Source organism: Achromobacter sp. SX5 (genome assembly GCF_056711425.1).
The window spans coordinates 5,341,508-5,357,668 of record NZ_CM160041.1 but is presented as its reverse complement, the minus strand read 5'-3'; the positions used below and the strand labels follow the sequence as shown (position 1 = coordinate 5,357,668).

Annotated in this window: 20 protein-coding genes; 5 read left to right on the top strand and 15 right to left on the bottom strand. The window is 67.7% G+C overall.

All coding sequences use genetic code 11. The annotated features are described in order from the left end of the window. Positions 1 to 60: 60 nt before the first annotated feature. The 3 genes from slmA to argB all read right to left on the bottom strand — a co-directional run bounded on the left by slmA (position 61) and on the right by argB (position 2,506). Entirely contained in the window at positions 61 to 636 is a 576-nt protein-coding gene (slmA, locus tag AC1M14_RS25110) for a nucleoid occlusion factor SlmA (protein WP_102775212.1), read from the bottom strand. A gap of 54 nt (positions 637 to 690) precedes the next feature. Beyond that, complete coding sequence (locus AC1M14_RS25105) at positions 691 to 1,434, bottom strand: pyrimidine 5'-nucleotidase (protein ID WP_479730626.1); 744 nt, start codon at positions 1,432 to 1,434, stop codon at positions 691 to 693. A 169-nt stretch (positions 1,435 to 1,603) separates the two neighbouring features. Next, positions 1,604 to 2,506 carry an acetylglutamate kinase gene (argB, locus tag AC1M14_RS25100; RefSeq protein ID WP_102775214.1) on the bottom strand — a complete coding sequence of 301 codons (903 nt, stop codon included), beginning with the start codon at positions 2,504 to 2,506 and terminating at the stop codon, positions 1,604 to 1,606. A 246-nt stretch (positions 2,507 to 2,752) separates the two neighbouring features. On the opposite strand from argB, the gene AC1M14_RS25095 reads away from it, so the two are divergent. Beyond that, the gene (locus tag AC1M14_RS25095; RefSeq protein WP_479730625.1) at positions 2,753 to 3,541 is read left to right on the top strand and encodes a MetQ/NlpA family ABC transporter substrate-binding protein; all 789 of its coding nucleotides are present in this window, start codon (positions 2,753 to 2,755) and stop codon (positions 3,539 to 3,541) included. A 23-nt stretch (positions 3,542 to 3,564) separates the two neighbouring features. Here AC1M14_RS25095 and AC1M14_RS25090 read toward each other — a convergent pair whose 3' ends face one another. From AC1M14_RS25090 to AC1M14_RS25075, 4 genes are all read right to left on the bottom strand, one after another. After that, positions 3,565 to 4,056: a peroxiredoxin family protein gene (locus tag AC1M14_RS25090; RefSeq protein ID WP_102775216.1), complete on the bottom strand. Its 492-nt coding sequence runs from the start codon at positions 4,054 to 4,056 to the stop codon at positions 3,565 to 3,567. Further along, on the bottom strand, positions 4,053 to 4,793 hold the full coding sequence (locus tag AC1M14_RS25085) for a BON domain-containing protein (protein ID WP_102775217.1): 741 nt from the start codon (positions 4,791 to 4,793) through the stop codon (positions 4,053 to 4,055). Before AC1M14_RS25085 ends, AC1M14_RS25090 begins: the two co-directional genes overlap by 4 nt. Next, positions 4,790 to 5,383 carry a phosphoheptose isomerase gene (locus tag AC1M14_RS25080; protein WP_165359025.1) on the bottom strand — a complete coding sequence of 198 codons (594 nt, stop codon included), beginning with the start codon at positions 5,381 to 5,383 and terminating at the stop codon, positions 4,790 to 4,792. The genes AC1M14_RS25085 and AC1M14_RS25080 overlap by 4 nt, the downstream gene beginning before the upstream one ends. A 78-nt stretch (positions 5,384 to 5,461) precedes the next feature. Then, the gene (locus tag AC1M14_RS25075) at positions 5,462 to 5,941 is read right to left on the bottom strand and encodes a YraN family protein (protein ID WP_479730624.1); all 480 of its coding nucleotides are present in this window, start codon (positions 5,939 to 5,941) and stop codon (positions 5,462 to 5,464) included. A gap of 66 nt (positions 5,942 to 6,007) precedes the next feature. Here AC1M14_RS25075 and rsmI point away from each other — a divergent pair, with 66 nt between their 5' ends. Both rsmI and AC1M14_RS25065 read left to right on the top strand, forming a co-directional pair. Continuing rightward, positions 6,008 to 6,943 carry a 16S rRNA (cytidine(1402)-2'-O)-methyltransferase gene (gene rsmI, locus AC1M14_RS25070; RefSeq protein WP_209166956.1) on the top strand — a complete coding sequence of 312 codons (936 nt, stop codon included), beginning with the start codon at positions 6,008 to 6,010 and terminating at the stop codon, positions 6,941 to 6,943. 3 nt (positions 6,944 to 6,946) lie between these two features. Next, entirely contained in the window at positions 6,947 to 7,528 is a 582-nt protein-coding gene (locus AC1M14_RS25065; protein ID WP_102775221.1) for a methylated-DNA--[protein]-cysteine S-methyltransferase, read from the top strand. A 13-nt stretch (positions 7,529 to 7,541) separates the two neighbouring features. Here the strand turns inward: AC1M14_RS25065 and AC1M14_RS25060 are convergent, their stop codons facing one another. Further along, the gene (locus tag AC1M14_RS25060; protein WP_102775222.1) at positions 7,542 to 8,498 is read right to left on the bottom strand and encodes a septal ring lytic transglycosylase RlpA family protein; all 957 of its coding nucleotides are present in this window, start codon (positions 8,496 to 8,498) and stop codon (positions 7,542 to 7,544) included. Beyond that, a complete protein-coding gene (gene rapZ / locus AC1M14_RS25055) occupies positions 8,495 to 9,367 on the bottom strand; it encodes an RNase adapter RapZ (protein ID WP_102775380.1) in 873 nt (290 codons plus the stop codon). The genes AC1M14_RS25060 and rapZ overlap by 4 nt, the downstream gene beginning before the upstream one ends. A gap of 194 nt (positions 9,368 to 9,561) precedes the next feature. Here rapZ and AC1M14_RS25050 point away from each other — a divergent pair, with 194 nt between their 5' ends. Together AC1M14_RS25050 and AC1M14_RS25045 are read left to right on the top strand one after the other, a co-directional pair. Then, the gene (locus AC1M14_RS25050) at positions 9,562 to 10,296 is read left to right on the top strand and encodes a c-type cytochrome (RefSeq protein ID WP_102775223.1); all 735 of its coding nucleotides are present in this window, start codon (positions 9,562 to 9,564) and stop codon (positions 10,294 to 10,296) included. A gap of 9 nt (positions 10,297 to 10,305) precedes the next feature. Beyond that, a complete protein-coding gene (locus AC1M14_RS25045) occupies positions 10,306 to 11,589 on the top strand; it encodes a c-type cytochrome (RefSeq protein WP_479730623.1) in 1,284 nt (427 codons plus the stop codon). A 158-nt stretch (positions 11,590 to 11,747) separates the two neighbouring features. Here the strand turns inward: AC1M14_RS25045 and hprK are convergent, their stop codons facing one another. The 6 genes from hprK to lptC form a co-directional block, all read right to left on the bottom strand. Beyond that, entirely contained in the window at positions 11,748 to 12,674 is a 927-nt protein-coding gene (gene hprK / locus AC1M14_RS25040; RefSeq protein ID WP_102775225.1) for an HPr(Ser) kinase/phosphatase, read from the bottom strand. Between the two features lie 21 nt (positions 12,675 to 12,695). After that, positions 12,696 to 13,151: a PTS sugar transporter subunit IIA gene (locus AC1M14_RS25035; RefSeq protein ID WP_102775226.1), complete on the bottom strand. Its 456-nt coding sequence runs from the start codon at positions 13,149 to 13,151 to the stop codon at positions 12,696 to 12,698. A gap of 353 nt (positions 13,152 to 13,504) precedes the next feature. Next, positions 13,505 to 13,843, bottom strand: a complete 339-nt coding sequence (gene hpf, locus AC1M14_RS25030) for a ribosome hibernation-promoting factor, HPF/YfiA family (protein ID WP_209166691.1) — start codon at positions 13,841 to 13,843, stop codon at positions 13,505 to 13,507. 214 nt (positions 13,844 to 14,057) lie between these two features. Then, positions 14,058 to 14,852: an LPS export ABC transporter ATP-binding protein gene (gene lptB / locus AC1M14_RS25025; protein WP_102775227.1), complete on the bottom strand. Its 795-nt coding sequence runs from the start codon at positions 14,850 to 14,852 to the stop codon at positions 14,058 to 14,060. Positions 14,853 to 14,884: 32 nt separating this feature from the next. Next, entirely contained in the window at positions 14,885 to 15,514 is a 630-nt protein-coding gene (gene lptA, locus AC1M14_RS25020; RefSeq protein ID WP_102775228.1) for a lipopolysaccharide transport periplasmic protein LptA, read from the bottom strand. Beyond that, positions 15,511 to 16,143 carry an LPS export ABC transporter periplasmic protein LptC gene (gene lptC, locus AC1M14_RS25015; protein WP_102775229.1) on the bottom strand — a complete coding sequence of 211 codons (633 nt, stop codon included), beginning with the start codon at positions 16,141 to 16,143 and terminating at the stop codon, positions 15,511 to 15,513. The genes lptA and lptC overlap by 4 nt, the downstream gene beginning before the upstream one ends. Positions 16,144 to 16,161: the final 18 nt, after the last annotated feature.

Genomic DNA, 16,161 nt, shown 5'->3' with positions numbered 1-16,161 from the left:
CGCTTGTGGAAAACTTGCCTCGCGCATTATGCTCATCGGCCCCCGCCGGCGGCAAGGCGTCTACCCCAGCGCCAGGCGCAACTGTTCGTCCAGGTGCAGCGTGGGCGCAACACGCCAGCCGCTCTGCGCATAGCGCAGCCAGCGGCCCAGCACCAGGTGCGTCAGCAGGCTGGCGTGCGCCGACACATTGGCCTGCGGCGGCAGGCCGCCGTCGCTGACCGCGATGCGCAGCGACTGCTTGAGCGAAGCCTCGATGCGGTCGTTGATGTGGTTGATGCGTTCCTGCAGGCGGTTGTCTTCGGTCACCAGGGCGTCGCCCGTAAGCACCCGCGTCATGCCCTTGTTGCGCTCGGAGAAGGTCAGCAGCATGGCGACCGTCTGGTGCGCCTGGGCCAGGCCCTGCGGCTCGGCCGCGGCGATCTGGTTGACCAGCGTGAAGATGCTGGTCTCGATGAATTCGATCAGCCCTTCGAACATCTGGGCCTTGCTGGCGAAGTGCCGGTACAGCGCGGCCTCCGAGACTTCCAGGCGCGCGGCCAGGGCGGCCGTGGTGATGCGGGAGGCGTGCGGCTGCTCCAGCATCTCGGCCAGGGTCTGCAGAATCTGGGTCTTGCGCTCGCCGGGTTTGCTCGCCATGGAAGTGTCTGCTCTCGCGCAGGCTGACGGTGGAGGGGAGGGAGGAGCGCGCCGCTACCGCAGGGGGCGTCGGCGTAACAGCAAATCACTGACGCAGTTTACCCGCAAGTCCACGTAGGCCGGACGCTGCGAGCGGCCGCGGGAGAACGGCGTGCCCGGGTGATACACATGGACGGTGCGCAGGCCGGCGCTGCGTGCGCCGCGCAGGTTGGCCAGGGTGTCCTCCACCAGCACCGCGCGGCGCGCCGGCACGCCTTCGCGCGCCAGCACGTAGCGCAGCAGGGCGGGCGAGGGCTTGGGCCGGAACTCGCCGTGCAGCTGCATGTGCTCGATGGCCCACAGGCTGTCGAACTGGCGCAGGATGCCCAGCCGCGCCAGCACCGCGCGGGCGTAGTGCAGCGGCGCGTTGGTCAGCAGCACCTTGCGCCCCGGCAGCCGGCGCAGCTTGTACGCCAGCGCCTTTTCCGCCCGCACCAGCGGATTGACGTCGAAGTCATGGCTGCGGTGCAGGAACTCGTGCGCGTTCACGCCGTGGTGCCGCACCATGCCGATCATGGTGGCGCCATAGCGTTTCCAGTACAGCGACCGCACCCGGTTGGCGGTATCGACGTCCACGCTCAGCGCCTCGGCCACCGCCATGGTCATGCCATGGTCGATCTTCGGAAAAATCGCGTGCGAAGTATCGTGCAGCGTATTGTCCAGATCGAACAGCCACAGCCGCTCGGACGCATCCGCGCCCGTGCGCCGCGACCGGCGCACCCGCACCCCCGGCCGCAGCAACTGACGATGAACCCGCATCAAAAACTCCGTGACCCGAACGAGAAAGCCTGACACAAGCACCAGCAAGAACTAGGCGCTCCAAATCCAGCACCCCCTCCACGAGCCGGGCCGCGCGGATCCGGCTCCGCCGGTCCGCAGCGGCGCCCCCCTGGGGGGGAAGCGCTCCCGGCGCTTCGGGGGGGGACCCTCAATGCGAGCTGATCATCGTGCCCACGCCCTGATCCGTCAGGATCTCCAGCAGCAGGCAGTGCGGCACGCGGCCGTCGACGATGTGCACGGAATTCACGCCGTTCTTGGCGGCGTCCAGCGCCGACGAGATCTTGGGCAGCATGCCACCGGAAATCGTGCCGTCGGCGAACAGTTCGTCGATGGTCTGGGCCGACAGGCTGCGCAGCAGCTTGCCGCCCTTGTCCAGCACGCCCGGGGTGTTGGTCAGCATCAGCAGCTTTTCGGCTCCCAGCACCTCGGCCATCTTGCCGGCGACGACGTCGGCATTGATGTTGTAGGCCGTGCCGTCCTCGCCATAGCCGATGGGCGAGATGACGGGGATGAACTGGTCGTCCTGCAGGGCCTTGACCACGGCCGGCTCGACCGTGGTGATGTCGCCGACGAAGCCGATGTCGATGGGTTCGGACGGGTTGTCCTTGTTGTCCATCAGCTTCTTGCGGGCCTGGATCAGGCCGCCGTCCTTGCCGGTCAGGCCCACGGCCTTGCCGCCGACCTCGTTGATCATCATGACGATGTCCTGCTGGACCTGGCCGCCCAGCACCCATTCCACGACTTCCATGGTCTCGGCGTCGGTGACGCGCATGCCCTGGATGAAGGTGCCCTGCTTGCCGATGCGGCGCAGCGCGTCGTCGATCTGCGGACCGCCGCCGTGGACCACCACCGGGTTCAGGCCCACCAGCTTCAGCAGCACGACGTCGTGCGCGAAGCTGCGCTGCAATCGCTCTTCCGTCATGGCGTTGCCGCCGTACTTGACCACGATGGTCTTGCCGTGGAATCGTCGGATGTACGGCAGCGCTTCGGACAGTACGGCAGCTTTGACGGCAGGAGACGAAACGGCAGCAGGGTCGGGGGTGTCGGTCATGGCAGCTAAGTCGGCAAAATAAATATATGAAAGATTAGAAAAAATGCCTGCACAAAAACGCGTTCGGAACGCGGTAGCGCAAGCATACGACGGATTGTAGTACCCACAGGTTTCTTATGCTTTAAACCCATGTTCATATGCCCGACAAATAACCGCCATTCAGGTAAATTGTGGCGCTCAGGCCCACGGGCTATGTTGGCCGGACAAATTGTCCCCAATTTTTAATTCCTACATAAGAGGCAACACATGCGTTTGAATCTTGTCCGCTCGGCCCTGCTGGCCTCGGCCTTCCTGGTGGCGGCCAACGCGGCCCACGCCGAAAAAGTGGTGGTGGGCGCAACCCAGGTGCCGCACGCCGAGATCCTCGAAGTCGTGAAACCCAAGCTCGCCAAGGAAGGCGTGGAGCTCGACATCAAGGTCTTCAGCGACTACGTGCAGCCCAATCTGCAGCTGGCCGACAAGCAGCTCGACGCCAACTTCTTCCAGCACAAGCCCTACCTGGACTCGTTCAACAAGGACCGCAAGGCCAATCTGGTGCCGGTGGCCCTGGTGCACGTCGAGCCTTTCGGCGGCTACTCCAAGAAGGTCAAGAGCCTGGCCGAACTGAAGGACGGCGCCAGCGTCGCCATCCCGAACGACCCGTCCAACGGCGGGCGCGCGCTGGTGCTGCTGCAAAAGCAGGGCCTGATCAAGCTGAAGGACCCCGCCAACATCCTCGCGACCGCGGCCGACGTGGTCGAAAATCCCAAGAAGCTGAAGTTCCGCGAACTGGAAGCGGCGATGCTGCCGCGCTCGCTGGATGACGTGGACCTGGCGCTGATCAACACCAATTACGCGCTGGAAGCCGGCCTGGTGCCGACCAAGGACGCGCTGTTCATCGAGGGTTCCGATTCGCCCTACGCCAATATCCTGGTGACCCGCGAGGACAACAAGAACGCGCCGGGCATCAAGAAGCTGGTCGACGCCCTGCACACGCCTGAAGTCAAGACGTTCATCCAGGACAAGTACAAGGGCGCGGTGGTGCCGGCCTTCTGAGGCCGCCACCGCGGCGGGCGGGCTCAGCCCGCCAGCGCCTTTTCCACCGTGGCGTGGAATTCGGCGACGTCGTATTCGCCCAGGTAGCGCTTGATGATGTTGCCCTTCTTGTCGATCAGGAAGGCGGTGGGCGTGAGGCGGATGTCGCCGAAGGCGCGGGCGATGTCGCCCTTGGTGTCCAGCGCCACCGGGAACGGCAGCTTGCGCGTCTCGGCGAAATTCAGCACGAAGTTGGGCGGATCGTAGTCCATGGCGACGGCGACCGCCTCATAGCCCTGGTCTGCGTACTGCTTGTAGGCCGCGATGGTCTCGGGCATCTGCTTCACGCAGGTCACGCAGCTGGTGGCCCAGAATTTGACCAGCACGACCTTGCCGCGCAGGTCCTGCATGGAGAAGGTCTTGCCTTCCAGGGTCGTGAAGGTGACGTCGGGCGCGGTCTGGGTGGGCCGCAGCACGAACCAGGCGCCGATGCCGACCGCCACCAGGACGGCGAGCGCTACGATGGCTTTTTTCATTTGATGGGCATGACCTCAACGCCGCCGCCCGTGCCGCCCGCGTTGCCGCTGGGCGCGCCGGAGCCGCTTTCGATGGGCGCTTTGGATTCCGTGGTGGGGTTGGACGAGGAACCGCTGTTCGACAGCCGGATCGCTTCCTCGCGGCTGATCGTTTCAAACAGTTTAACCACCTTGGCCACGCCGCCGACGTCGGCGGCGGCATTGGCCGCGTACTCGCCTTCGGTCTGGGTCAGCTTGCCCATCAGGTAGACGACGCTGTGGTCGGTGGTGACGGCGATGGTGCCCGACGGCACGTACTTGGTGTTGAGCAGGGCGGTCTTGACCTTGGAGGTCAGCCAGGTGTCGTTGGAGCGCACGCTGAACGAGGCGATGGGGCCGACCGTCAGCTGGTTGACGACCTGTTTGACGTTTTCCACGCCCTGGGCGATGGCGGTGGCCTGGCTCTTGGCCTCTTCGGAGGGCACGTCACCGGTCAGCAGCAGGTGGCCGCCGTAGGCCATGGCGTTGACGCGGGCGGTTTCGCCCAGCTTCTGCGAGATCTGGCTTTGCGCCTTGAAGGCGATGTTCTGGTCCTCGAGCTGGACGCCGGAGGTCCGGCGGTCGGTCACGACGACCGCCGTGGTGGCGGCGGCGCCGCCCACGATCAGCGGCGCGCAGGCCGTCAGCGACAGGGCGGCGGTGGACAGCGCCGCGGCGAGCATCAGCGGACGGGCAGCGGTACGGACGTCAGAAATCATTCGGTGTCTCCAAGCAGAAGAGCGTCTATGCCGTCGCACAGCGCGTGCAGCAGCAGAATATGGACTTCCTGGATGCGCATCGTGCGATCGCTGGGAACACATAGATGGACGTCCATGGGCGTGATGAGTTCCCCCATGACGCCGCCGCCCTTGCCGGTCAGGGCGAGCACGTGCATTTCACGGGCGCTGGCGGCCTCCATGGCGCGCACCACATTGGGAGAGTTGCCGCTGGTGGAGATCGCCACCAGCACGTCGCCGGCCTGGCCGAAGGCGTTGACCTGGCGCTCGAACACCTCGTCGAAGCCGTAGTCGTTGCCCACCGCCGTCAGGATGGAGGTGTCGGTATTGAGCGCGATGCCGGCCAGGGGCAGGCGCTCGCGCTCGAAGCGGCCCACCAGTTCGGCGATGAAGTGCTGCGCGTCGGCGGCCGAGCCGCCATTGCCGCAAGCCAGAATCTTGCCGTTGTTCGCCAGGGCGCCGAACAGCACGTCCACCGCTATCGCCAGCGGTTCGGCCAGCACGTTCATGCTTTGTTCGTAGGCAGCCATGGCGTCGCGAAAGTGCGACGTCATTCGAGAGGTCATGTCCATGGCCGCGATTATCTCACGGTGCCGTACCGCCGTTCTGTCCAGGCGTAACCGTGGCGGGCGCGGCGTTACGGCCCGGACTCAGTCCAGCGCGAAGGCCGCGCGCAGCCATTCGGCGCGGCCGGCCTCGAAGACCACGGCGTCGAAGCGGGCCGGCGGCAGCCGGCCGTGCCAGTGGCGGCGCGCCAGTTCGGGCAGCCAGTGGGCGGCGGCGCGCGCCAGCCGGGCCTGTTTTTCGGCCCCGATGCTGGCCGCGGCGCCGCCGTAGCGGCCGGCCCGGCGCGCGCGGACCTCGACGAACACCAGCGTGTCGCCATCGCGCATGGCCAGGTCGATCTCGCCGGCTGGGGTGCACAGGTTGCGCGCCAGCAGCGTCAGGCCGCGGGCCAGCAGCAGGCGCAGGGCGGCGGCCTCGTGGCGGTCGCCGCTGCGCTGGGTGGGCGAGCGTTGCGGACAAGGGCGCGGGGCCGGCGTGCTTCGCGCGCGCCGGCGGCGTTTGGCGGCGCGGCGGCGCGCGGCCAGGGCCAGTTCGCAGGCCAGGCGCAAGGTCTCGTCGTTCATGGGAGGCTCCGGGGGCATGGGCGGCTGCGGCTACACTGACATGGTTTTCCGTGTCAGTAGGCAGCAATGAATTCAAATGTCTCACCCGCGTCCGCCGGCGATGCCTGGTCGCGCGTCGCCGAGCGCGTGACCGAGCAGCATTGGCCGGCCGCGACGCTGTACGTCGTGGCCACGCCGATCGGCAATCTGGGCGACCTGGGCCTGCGCGCCTGGCATGCCTTGCAGCGCGCCGATGTGATCGCCGCCGAGGACACGCGCGCCAGCCGCACGCTGCTGGACGCCTGGGGCGTGGCCACGCCGCTCATGGCGGCCCACCGCCACAACGAGGCCGCGGCGGCCCAGGCTATATGCGAGCGGCTGCAGCAGGGCCAGCGCGTGGCCCTGGTGTCCGACGCCGGCGCGCCGGCGGTCAGCGATCCGGGCGCGCGCATCGTGCGCGCCGTGCGCGAGGCCGGCTTCAAGGTGGTGCCGGTGCCGGGGCCCAGCGCCGTGATCGCCGCGCTCATGGGCAGCGGCGTCACCACGGACGAAAACCCGGCCTACGCCTTCGCGGGATTCGCGCCGTCCAAGGCGGCGGCGCGCCAGCGCTGGCTGCGCACCTGGTGCGCCCTGCCGGCGCCGGTGGTGATGTTCGAGTCGCCGCACCGCCTCGCGGCGACGCTGGCCGACCTGCTGGAAGTCTGCGGGCCGCAGCGCCGCCTGACCGTGGCGCGCGAACTGACCAAGCGCTTCGAGGAAATCGCCACCTTCGCGCTGGAAGCGGGCGCGGCCTGGCTGGCCGCCGACGCCCATCGCGAGCAGGGCGAATTCGTGCTGATCGTGCACGCCGACGAAACACAGCCCGAGCAGGACGAGGCCGACCCGCGCACCGACGCGCTGCTCGACGCCCTGCTGGAATCGCTGTCGCTGCGCGACGCCGCCCGCGTCGCGGCCAAGGTCTCGGGCCTGCCGCGCGACGTGCTGTACAACCGGGCGCTGGCCCGCAAGAAATCATCGGAATAAGCCATGACGTACCCGACCGTGGTGTCCAGGCCCGCCGATTCCGGCGAACGGCTCACCTACCGCGACATCCCCACGCCGCTGGGCGACATGCGCCTGGTCGCCAGCGCCAAGGGCCTGCGCGGCGCCTGGTTCACCGACCAGGACCTGCTGCCTTCGGCCGAGGGCTGGCTGTTGACGCATTCCGATCCCATCCTGGAGCAGGCCCGCCGCGAACTGGACGAGTGGTTCGCCAGCCGCCGCCGCGGATTCGAGGTGCCGCTGGACCCCGTGGGCACGGCTTTCCAGCACCAGGTCTGGCAGGCCCTGTGCGATCTGGAGTTCGGCGTGCTGGCCAGCTACGGCGAACTGGCGCGCCGGGTCGGCCGGCCCAAGGGGGCGCAGGCGGTGGGCGGGGCGGTCGGGCGCAATCCGGTCAGCATCATCATTCCGTGCCACCGCGTGATCGGGGCGGATACCTCGCTGACCGGCTTCGGCGGCGGCTTGCCGCGCAAGCAGGCGCTGCTGGCGCACGAGGGCAACCTGTACCGCAGCCGCAATGCGCGCGCGCGCCGCGTCTGCGACGGGCAGGCGGAACTGCCCTGGTAGCGCTGCGGCCGGGTTATTGCGCGGCGATGCTGGGCAGGATGCCGATGCGCTCGGACACCAGCTGCACGGCGTCCAGCGCGCTCTGGCGGTCGGGGTAGGGCCCGATCTTGACCCGATAGAGATTGTTCGACTGTTCCATCAGGGCCGGCGGCGCGCCGGCCGTGCCCAGCTGCGTGTTGATGCGGCTGACCAGCGATTGGGCGTTGGCCGGCTGGCTGAACGCGCCCACCTGCAGATAGACATTGCCCAGGCCCGCGGCCGGCGCCTGGCGGACCGGCGCGGAGCCGGGCGCGGGCGCCGTCAGCGGCTGGGCCGTGAGCGGCGCGGGGGCGGCGGCGATGGGCGAGGGCACCGGCATCGAGCCGGTGGCGGATTCGGGTTCCGGGGCGGCGGCCGGCGCGCCCTGCGAGGCCAGGCGCCGGATCTCGTCGGGCGGGATGGCCTCGACGACCACCTGCCCGCTGCCGGGGCCGACGATGCCCAGCTTGTGCGCGGCGGCGTAGGACAGGTCCATGATGCGGTCGCTATGGAACGGGCCGCGGTCATTGACGCGGACCACGACGGTCTTGCCGTTGACCATGCTGGTCACGCGCGCGTAGCTGGGCAGCGGCAGCGTGGTGTGGGCGGCGGTCATGGCGTACATGTCGTAGGTTTCGCCGATGGACGTGGAATTGCCGTGGAACTTCTTGCCGTACCACGAGGCGATGCCGCGCTTTTTATAGGGCTGGCCGCTGGTGTCCGGCACGTAGCGCTGGCCGAACACCACGTAGGGCCGGTTCGCGCCGCTGGCGTAGGGTTCGATTTTGGGCACCGCGTCGGGGATCTGGTCCAGGTTCGAGGGCGGATTCGCGTCCGGCCCGTCGTCCTTGTAGTAGCCGCCCTTCTTGCGTCCGCCGGTGGAGGAACAGGCGGCCACGGCGAAGGCCAGCAACAGCGTCAGGATCAGGCGCAGCGGTCGGGACAGGGTCATGCGGATTCGTCGGGCAGTTGGGTGCGGTGGCGCACCAGCAGCGGGTCGTGGTCGGCGAAGCGCAGCGCCAGCTGCTCGACCACATAGACCGAACGGTGCTGGCCGCCGGTGCAGCCGATGGCGACGGTGAGGTAGTTGCGGGTGTCCTGCGTGTATTGCGGCAGCCAGCGGTTCAGGAAACCGGCGATGTCATCGATCATCTGCCCGACCTGGTCGAAGCCTGCCAGCCACGCGGCCACGGGTTCGTCGCGGCCGGTCAGGGGGCGCAGGTTGCGGTCGTAATAGGGATTGGGCAGGCAGCGCACGTCGAACACCAGGTCGGCGTCGCGCGGCACGCCGCGCTTGTAGGCGAAGGATTCGAACGTCAGCACCAGCGGCGCGCGGTCGGCGTGGATCAGGTCGCGGATCCAGACCCGCAGCTGCCCCGGCGTCAGGTCCGAGGTGTCGATGACGTGTTCCTGTTCGCGCAGCGGGGCCAGCAGTTCGCGCTCCAGCGCGATGCAGTCGGTCAGCGAGGGCGCGGTGCCGCCGCGCTGCAGGCGGTCGGTGAGCGGATGGCGGCGGCGGGATTCGGAATAGCGCTGCACCAGCGTGGCGGTGCTGGCGTCCAGGAAGACCACGCGCAGGCTGGTGCCCATGGCGCGCAGCGCGGTGACCACGTCCGGCAGCTCGGCCAGTTCGCCGGGCGAGCGCACGTCGATGGCGACGGCCACGCGCTCCAGGCCCTCGTCGCGGGCGTTGGCGATGAACTCGGTCAGGAACCGCACCGGCAGGTTGTCGACGCAGGTATAGCTGGCATCCTCGAGCATGCGCAGGGCGACGGACTTGCCGGAGCCTGAGATGCCGGTGACTAGGACGACTTTCAACATGGACATGATTGTGGCACGCTTTTCCAGGGCGATGCGGCAAGGCGGCATCTGATATGGCCGTAAACTCGAAATCTGATCTGTACCTTTTTTGCGCCGGTGGCGTAAAGTTGGCCGGCATCAGACAGACTTCATCGACAGATTTCACATACGCGCCCCGCCGTCATGCGCTTCGGGGGGATTGGAATTCGACATAGATGTTAGCCTTCATTTCCTTTCGTAGTGTTTCACTGCCGCGGTTTTGGGCAATTCCGATCCTCGCCGCCGCTTTTGCGGCCACGCCAGCCCAGGCCCAGGAGACCCTGCGCCCGGACACCATGGCGGCGCGCGTGGCGGCCTGTACGGCCTGCCACGGCGAGCAGGGCCGCGCCGGCGCCGACGGCTACTATCCGCGCCTGGCCGGCAAGCCCCAGGACTATCTGTACCACCAGCTGCTGAATTTCCGCGACGACCGGCGCCAGTATCGGCCCATGACGCACCTGCTCACCGGGTTGCCGGACGAATACCTGCGTGAAATGGCGGCGTATTTCGCCGGGCAGCACGTGCCGTATCCGCCGCCGGCCCGCCCCGAAGTGTCCGCCGCCACGCTGGAGGCCGGCCGCAAGCTGGCGCTCGACGGCGACGCGGCGCGCGGGCTGCCCGCCTGCGCGGCCTGTCACGGCGCCGCGCTGGGCGGCGTGCTGCCGGCCATCCCGGGCCTGCTCGGCCTGCCGCGCGACTACATCGGCTCGCAGATCGGCGGCTGGAAGAACGGCCTGCGCCGCGCCGCCGAGCCGGACTGCATGGCCGACGTCGCCGCCAAGCTCACCCCCGCCGACATCGGCGCGCTGGCCGCGTGGCTGTCGTCGCGGCCCGTGGTCGAACCTTATGCTCCCGAGCCCGCGGGCTCGCTGCGCCTGCCGGCCGAATGCGGCAGCCAGGCGCAACGCTAGGGAGCCGCGATGAAACTCATGAAGAAAGTCCTGTGGGTCCTGTTGCTGGCGCTGGTCGTGGCGGCCGGCGGCCTTTACTGGGCGGGCACGCGCGACGACGCCAGCACCGGCCCGGCGGCCGCCGCGCAGGACGCGGCCACGCTGGTCGAGCGCGGCCGCTACCTGGCGCAGGCCGGCAACTGCATGGCCTGCCACACCAGCCGCGGCGGCCAGCCGCTGGCTGGCGGCACGCCCATCCCGACGCCGTTCGGCACGGTGTACGGCCCCAACATCACGCCCGACGAACAGACCGGCATCGGCGCCTGGACGGCCGACGATTTCTGGCAGGCGCTGCACAACGGCAAATCGCGCGACGGCACGCTGCTCTATCCCGCGTTCCCGTACACCGAGTACACGCGCATCACGCGCGCGGACGCCGACGCCTTGTACGCCTACCTGCGCAGCGTGCCGCCGGTCAGCCGCGCGAACCGGCCGCCCGAGCTCGAATTCCCGTACGACCAGCGCGCCCTGCTGGCCGCCTGGCGCGCGCTGTACTTCAAGCCCGGGGTGATGGAGCCCGACGCCGGCCAGTCGCTGCAATGGAACCGCGGCCGCTATCTGGTCGAAGGGCTGGGGCATTGCGCCGCCTGCCATACGCCGCGCAACAGCATGGGCGCGCTGCGTTCGGAGCAGCCGCTGGGCGGCGGCGTGATTCCGGTGCTGGACTGGTACGCGCCGCCGCTCACGAATGACATGCAGACCGGCATGGGGCGCTGGTCGGCCGAGGACATCGCCACGCTGCTCAAGACCGGCGTGTCGCGGCATTCCAGCGTCAGCGGGCCGATGGCCGAGGTGGTGCTGGGCAGCACGCAGCACCTAAGCGACGACGACGCGCTGGCCATCGGCGTCTACCTCAAGTCGCTGCCGGCCGCGCCGGCCGCGGCGCAGCCGCTCAAGGCGCCGGTGTCGCCGGCGGCGATGGAACTGGGCGGCAAGCTGTACCAGCAGCAATGCGTGCAATGCCACCAGGCCGAAGGCCAGGGCAGCGGCATGGCCTGGCCGGCGCTGGCCGGCAATCCCACGGTGACCGCGCCGTCGCCCGTCAACGCGATCCGCATGGTGCTGGACGGCGGCTACGCGCCCGCCACGGCGGCCAACCCGCGGCCCCACGGCATGCCGCCGTTCGGGCAATTGCTGAACGACAGCGATGTCGCCATGCTGGTGTCGTACATCCGCAATAGCTGGGGCAACGAGGCCGGGGGCGTGACGCCGCTGGAGGTCAAGCGGGCGCGCGCGGCGTCTACGCGGAATTAGGGGGTGGTGTTGCCTGATGGGTTTCGCGCGTCCGGCGCTTGATTTCTTATGTCGAATATCTCGCGCGGCACCCATCCTACGAGTTGCATCGCAGGATGGGTGCAGCGCGAGAATCTTTGGACAAGAACGCGAACATCGAGCGCGCGAAACCCATCACGCTATTTGCTGCTCTGCAGGATCGCCATCGCCTGGCGTTCCATGAATTCGCCCAGCGTGTCGATGCCGCGCAGCTTGAGGATGGTGTTGCGCACGGCGGCCTCGACCAGCACGGCCAGATTGCGGCCCGCGGCGACCTGCAGCATCACCTTGCGCACCGGCAGGCCCAGCATGTCCTGGGTGATGTCCTGCAGCGGCAGGCGTTCGAACTTGTCCTGCGCGGTGGCGCGCACTAGGTGCACGATGAGCTTGAGGCGCATCTTGCGGCGCACGGAGGTCTCGCCGAAGATGGTGCGGATGTCCAGCAGGCCCAGGCCGCGTACTTCCAGCAGGTTCTGCAGCAGCTGCGGGCAGTGGCCTTCGATCATGTTGGGCGCGGTGCGCGAGAACTCCACCGCGTCGTCGGCCACCAGGCCGTGGCCGCGCGAGATCAGTTCCAGCGCCAGTTCGCTCTTGCCCAGGCCGGATTCGCCGGTGATCAGCACGCCCAGGCCGAGCACGTCCAGGAACACGCCGTGGACCGTGGTGGTGGGCGCCAGCTTCTTGCCGAGGTAGATGCGCAGCAGGTCGATGAGCTGCGCGGCCGCGACCGGTGTGGACAGCAGCGGCACCTGGTGCTGGTCGCACTGGTCGATCAGGTCCTGCGGCGGGCTCAGGCCGTCGGCCAGCAGAATGGCCGGAACGCCGCCGATCAGCAGCTCGTCCATGTGGTGCATGCGCCGGCGCAGGTCGAAGCGGGTGTAGTACGCCAGCTCTTCCTGGCCGAAGACCTGGATGCGCGACGGGTGGATCAGGTTCAGGTGGCCGACCAGGTCGGCGGCCGACATGCCGTCGTCGGGAATCGCGCGGTCCGCCGCGCCCTGGCCCGAAATCCAGTTAAAGGGGATTTTGTCGGCGTTGTCGTCGACGAGTTCCTGCACCGTGAGCATGGCAGCGTGTCCGCGAGTGGATCAGAGTTGCCCGGTCGTCAGCATCTTGTGGACGACGGCCGGATCGGCTTCGGTGGCCAGGGCCTCGCGCAATGCCTTGTTGGACATGAGCTGGGCCAGTTCGGCCAGGATGTCCAGGTGCTGCTGCGTGGCCGCTTCGGGCACCAGCAGGCAGAGCAGCATCGAGACCGGCTGGCCGTCGGGCGCATCGAAGGCGATGGGCTGGGCCAGCCTGATGAAGGCCGCCAGCGCCTGCTCCAGGCCCTTCACGCGGCCGTGCGGCACCGCCACGCCCTGGCCCAGCGCGGTGGACCCCAGGCGTTCGCGGGCGAACAGGCTGTCGAAGACGAGCGCGCGCGCCAGGCCGTGGTTGTTTTCGAAGAGTAGGCCGGCTTGTTCGAACGCACGTTTCTTGCTCGTGGCGAGCATATCGAGCACGACGTTGCCGGCGGGAAGGATGCGCGACAAATGATTCATCGGATCATTATATGGTTATATGACGCAGTGCAATAATCGGCCTCTGGACGCGTCCCCTGCGAAGGCGCGCCGTGGGACGGCAAGAGCGACAGCATAGACCGTAAGCGCCGGATTGTGGGCATTCTTGCGCCGTGCGCCACGGCGTGGACGGGGAATTCGGGGGGCGGGCGGGAAAACGGGTGCGCCGGGCGGGCCGGTACCGGGGAAAACGCTGGGGGGAGGGGGGGAAGCCGGGAGGGGGAAGTTTGCCGATGCCCCGGCTGGACGCGTGGTCTAGCGGGACACCGGGACTCAGGCAGGATTCGAGAATCGCTGTTTCGTTAGCCGCACATGGCGAGCTGTCGTGAGGCGCGTTACTGCTGGGTTGGCGAGAGGTTCGCCGCTTGCCGCTTCACTGACTCGGCCGTGTGGCTTCGTACCTTGTCCTTGTGCTTGATGACCTGACGGTCGACTTTGTCTGCCAGAAGATCTATGGCCGCATAGAGATTTTCATCGGTAGCTTCACAATGAATGTCCTTACCGCTCAGACGCATGGTGATTTCGGCTCTATGCCGCAGGGGCTCTACCGAGAGCATGACCTGGGTATCGATGACGTGATCGAAATGCCGCAGCACTCGCGCCAGTTTGTTCATGACATATTCCCGGATGGCCGGGGTGACGTCGAGGTGACGACCGCAGATGCTCAGGTTCATAGTGTGCTCTCCTTCTAAAAGAGGGAAAAAAATTGCGCAGAAATGCGCGGCTTGTGCGTTAGGCGTTCTCCTTGAATTCAGCGGTTTCGGTTAGTACTAGTGTATAGACTCGGGCCGATAAAACAAGCTGAGCTAGCGCAATAACATGTCATTTTTATGGCTGAGTCCCTAGGATGTACCGGCGGCCCGCCTAGGGTCTTCCCGGACCCGCCGGTTACATGCGGAAGTGTTCGCCCAGATAGACGCGGCGCACCGCGGGATCGCCCACGATTTCCTCGGGATGGCCGTCGGTCAGCACCTTGCCCTCGCTGATGATGTAGGCGCGGTCGCAGATGCCCAGCGTCTCGCGCACGTTGTGGTCGGTGATCAGCACGCCGATGCCGCGCCCCTTCAGGAAGCGCACGATGCGCTGGATCTCGATCACGGCGATGGGGTCGACGCCGGCGAAGGGCTCGTCCAGCAGGATGAAGCGCGGGCTGGTGGCCAGCGCGCGCGCGATCTCGACGCGGCGGCGTTCGCCGCCCGACAGCGAAATGGCCGCATTGCTGCGGATATGGCCGATCTGCAGTTCTTCGAGCAGGGATTCCATCTGCTCGTTGATCTTGGCCGTGGACAGCGCGCGCCCATCCGGCCCCGTTTGAAGCTCGAGCACCGCGCGGATGTTCTGCTCCACCGTCAGGCGGCGGAACACCGAAGCATCCTGCGGCAGGTACGACAGCCCCATGCGCGCGCGCTTGTGGATGGGCATGGCCGTGATGGCGGCGCCGTCGATCTCGATGCGGCCGGCGTCGGCGGGCACCAGGCCCACGATCATGTAGAAGCTGGTGGTCTTGCCGGCGCCGTTGGGGCCGAGCAGGCCGACGACTTCGCCGCTGACGACGGACAGGGAGACGTCCTGCACCACCGTGCGGCCGTTATAGGTTTTGCGCAAGCCGGTTGCGCGCAGGCTGCCCTGCTTGACGCCCGTCGGGGCGGAGGTCACGGGAGTCTGCACTGTGGGTTGGTTCATCGTGGCTGCGTATGGTGTGGCTGGGAGGCGCTTCAACGCCCTTTCTTGGCGGCCTGCTGCTTGCGGCATTCCGCGATGGCGGCGTCGGACTTGGCGCGCGGCTCGGCGACCGAACGCACCCGCCCGCCGGGGGCCGACGAGTTGGGGCCGCCCTGGGCTTCGTAGGTGCCGGTCTTTTCGTTGTAGCGCACCCGTTCGCCGCGGATGGTGTCGAAGGGTTTGCCACAGACGTAGCGGATCACGACCGCCTGGCCGATCAGGTCGAACGTGCTCTTGGAGCCGTCGTACTCGGCGCGCAGGCCCTTGCCTTCGATGAGCTCGAAGGTCTCGGGGCGCTCCTGGCGGATGGTCACGACCTTGCCCTTGTTGGCGGTGGCCGTGCCGAACTGGTTGCCCTTCGCGTCCTCGTTGACCTCCAGCACGTCCGAGGTCAGCGTCATGAGCCCGCGCGTCAGGCTGACGTTGCCCGTGAAGACGCTTTTCTTCTTCACGTCGTCGTAGTGCAGGGTCTCCGACAGGATCAGCGTGCTGGGCTCTTCGGCCGCAGGCGCCGATTTGGAACCCTGTTCCGCGGCGTGGACCGGCGCCAGCGCCGCGGCCGCCAGCAGGGCGGCGCCGATCAGGCGGGTCGTCGGGGCAAGGAGAATCCGGAGGTCGGTCATGGTTTTTTCTGGTCAGTGTTGTTGGCGGGAACGCCGTTCCGGGGCTGCTGCTTGCCTTCGGAACCGGCGATTTCCACATCGGTCGATGCCGAAACCTGCAGCTGGCGCGTTTTGTTGTTGTAGCGCATGCCCTTGCCGTTCATGCGCGAACGGCCCTTGAGGACCTCCGCCGGCAGGTCGGTATAGACCACGTCCTCGTCGGGCAGGATGATCAGTTGCTGGCTGCGCACGTCCAGCATGTCGTTGTTGGCGTCGGGCTGGCGGTGCACGTGCGCGTCGCCGTTCATGACGATGCGCTTGCCGCCTTGCTCCATCACGGCCGTCTTGGAGACGGCCACCGTGATGGGGTTGGTCTCGCGCTGGCCCACCGCGCGCGGCGCGGTGATGTGATAGGAGTCGTCGTCGGGGAAGTGTTCCGCGTACTGGCCTTCGAGCCGGTTGATGGGCCGGCCGCTGGGATCGGTGCGCAGCATGACGAAATCGCGCGACCAGGCGTCCATCTCGTGGGTGACGCGGCGCGGCGGGTCCACCGGGATGGCCCGCTGCGCGTAATCGGCCGCCCACCAGGAGCTGGTGACCAGCACCACCAGCAGGAACAGGGCGATCAGAGAGGGAAAACGTTCTTTCATCGGGTTCGCCGCAAGGGC

Excerpts from the sequence above, each read along its gene's own strand:
- AC1M14_RS25045 (WP_479730623.1), top strand. The coding sequence starts at position 10,306 with ATGAAACTCATGAAGAAAGTCCTGTGGGTCCTGTTGCTGGCGCTGGTC.
- AC1M14_RS25050 (WP_102775223.1), top strand. The coding sequence starts at position 9,562 with ATGTTAGCCTTCATTTCCTTTCGTAGTGTTTCACTGCCGCGGTTTTGG.
- AC1M14_RS25080 (WP_165359025.1), bottom strand. The coding sequence starts at position 5,383 with ATGGACATGACCTCTCGAATGACGTCGCACTTTCGCGACGCCATGGCT.
- AC1M14_RS25105 (WP_479730626.1), bottom strand. The coding sequence starts at position 1,434 with ATGCGGGTTCATCGTCAGTTGCTGCGGCCGGGGGTGCGGGTGCGCCGG.
- hprK (WP_102775225.1), bottom strand. The coding sequence starts at position 12,674 with ATGCTCACGGTGCAGGAACTCGTCGACGACAACGCCGACAAAATCCCC.
- AC1M14_RS25090 (WP_102775216.1), bottom strand. The coding sequence starts at position 4,056 with ATGAAAAAAGCCATCGTAGCGCTCGCCGTCCTGGTGGCGGTCGGCATC.
- AC1M14_RS25075 (WP_479730624.1), bottom strand. The coding sequence starts at position 5,941 with ATGAACGACGAGACCTTGCGCCTGGCCTGCGAACTGGCCCTGGCCGCG.
- AC1M14_RS25060 (WP_102775222.1), bottom strand. The coding sequence starts at position 8,498 with ATGACCCTGTCCCGACCGCTGCGCCTGATCCTGACGCTGTTGCTGGCC.
- slmA (WP_102775212.1), bottom strand. The coding sequence starts at position 636 with ATGGCGAGCAAACCCGGCGAGCGCAAGACCCAGATTCTGCAGACCCTG.
- lptB (WP_102775227.1), bottom strand. The coding sequence starts at position 14,852 with ATGAACCAACCCACAGTGCAGACTCCCGTGACCTCCGCCCCGACGGGC.
- lptA (WP_102775228.1), bottom strand. The coding sequence starts at position 15,514 with ATGACCGACCTCCGGATTCTCCTTGCCCCGACGACCCGCCTGATCGGC.
- lptC (WP_102775229.1), bottom strand. The coding sequence starts at position 16,143 with ATGAAAGAACGTTTTCCCTCTCTGATCGCCCTGTTCCTGCTGGTGGTG.
- rsmI (WP_209166956.1), top strand. The coding sequence starts at position 6,008 with ATGAATTCAAATGTCTCACCCGCGTCCGCCGGCGATGCCTGGTCGCGC.
- rapZ (WP_102775380.1), bottom strand. The coding sequence starts at position 9,367 with ATGTTGAAAGTCGTCCTAGTCACCGGCATCTCAGGCTCCGGCAAGTCC.
- AC1M14_RS25065 (WP_102775221.1), top strand. The coding sequence starts at position 6,947 with ATGACGTACCCGACCGTGGTGTCCAGGCCCGCCGATTCCGGCGAACGG.
- AC1M14_RS25085 (WP_102775217.1), bottom strand. The coding sequence starts at position 4,793 with ATGATTTCTGACGTCCGTACCGCTGCCCGTCCGCTGATGCTCGCCGCG.
- hpf (WP_209166691.1), bottom strand. The coding sequence starts at position 13,843 with ATGAACCTGAGCATCTGCGGTCGTCACCTCGACGTCACCCCGGCCATC.
- AC1M14_RS25035 (WP_102775226.1), bottom strand. The coding sequence starts at position 13,151 with ATGAATCATTTGTCGCGCATCCTTCCCGCCGGCAACGTCGTGCTCGAT.
- argB (WP_102775214.1), bottom strand. The coding sequence starts at position 2,506 with ATGACCGACACCCCCGACCCTGCTGCCGTTTCGTCTCCTGCCGTCAAA.
- AC1M14_RS25095 (WP_479730625.1), top strand. The coding sequence starts at position 2,753 with ATGCGTTTGAATCTTGTCCGCTCGGCCCTGCTGGCCTCGGCCTTCCTG.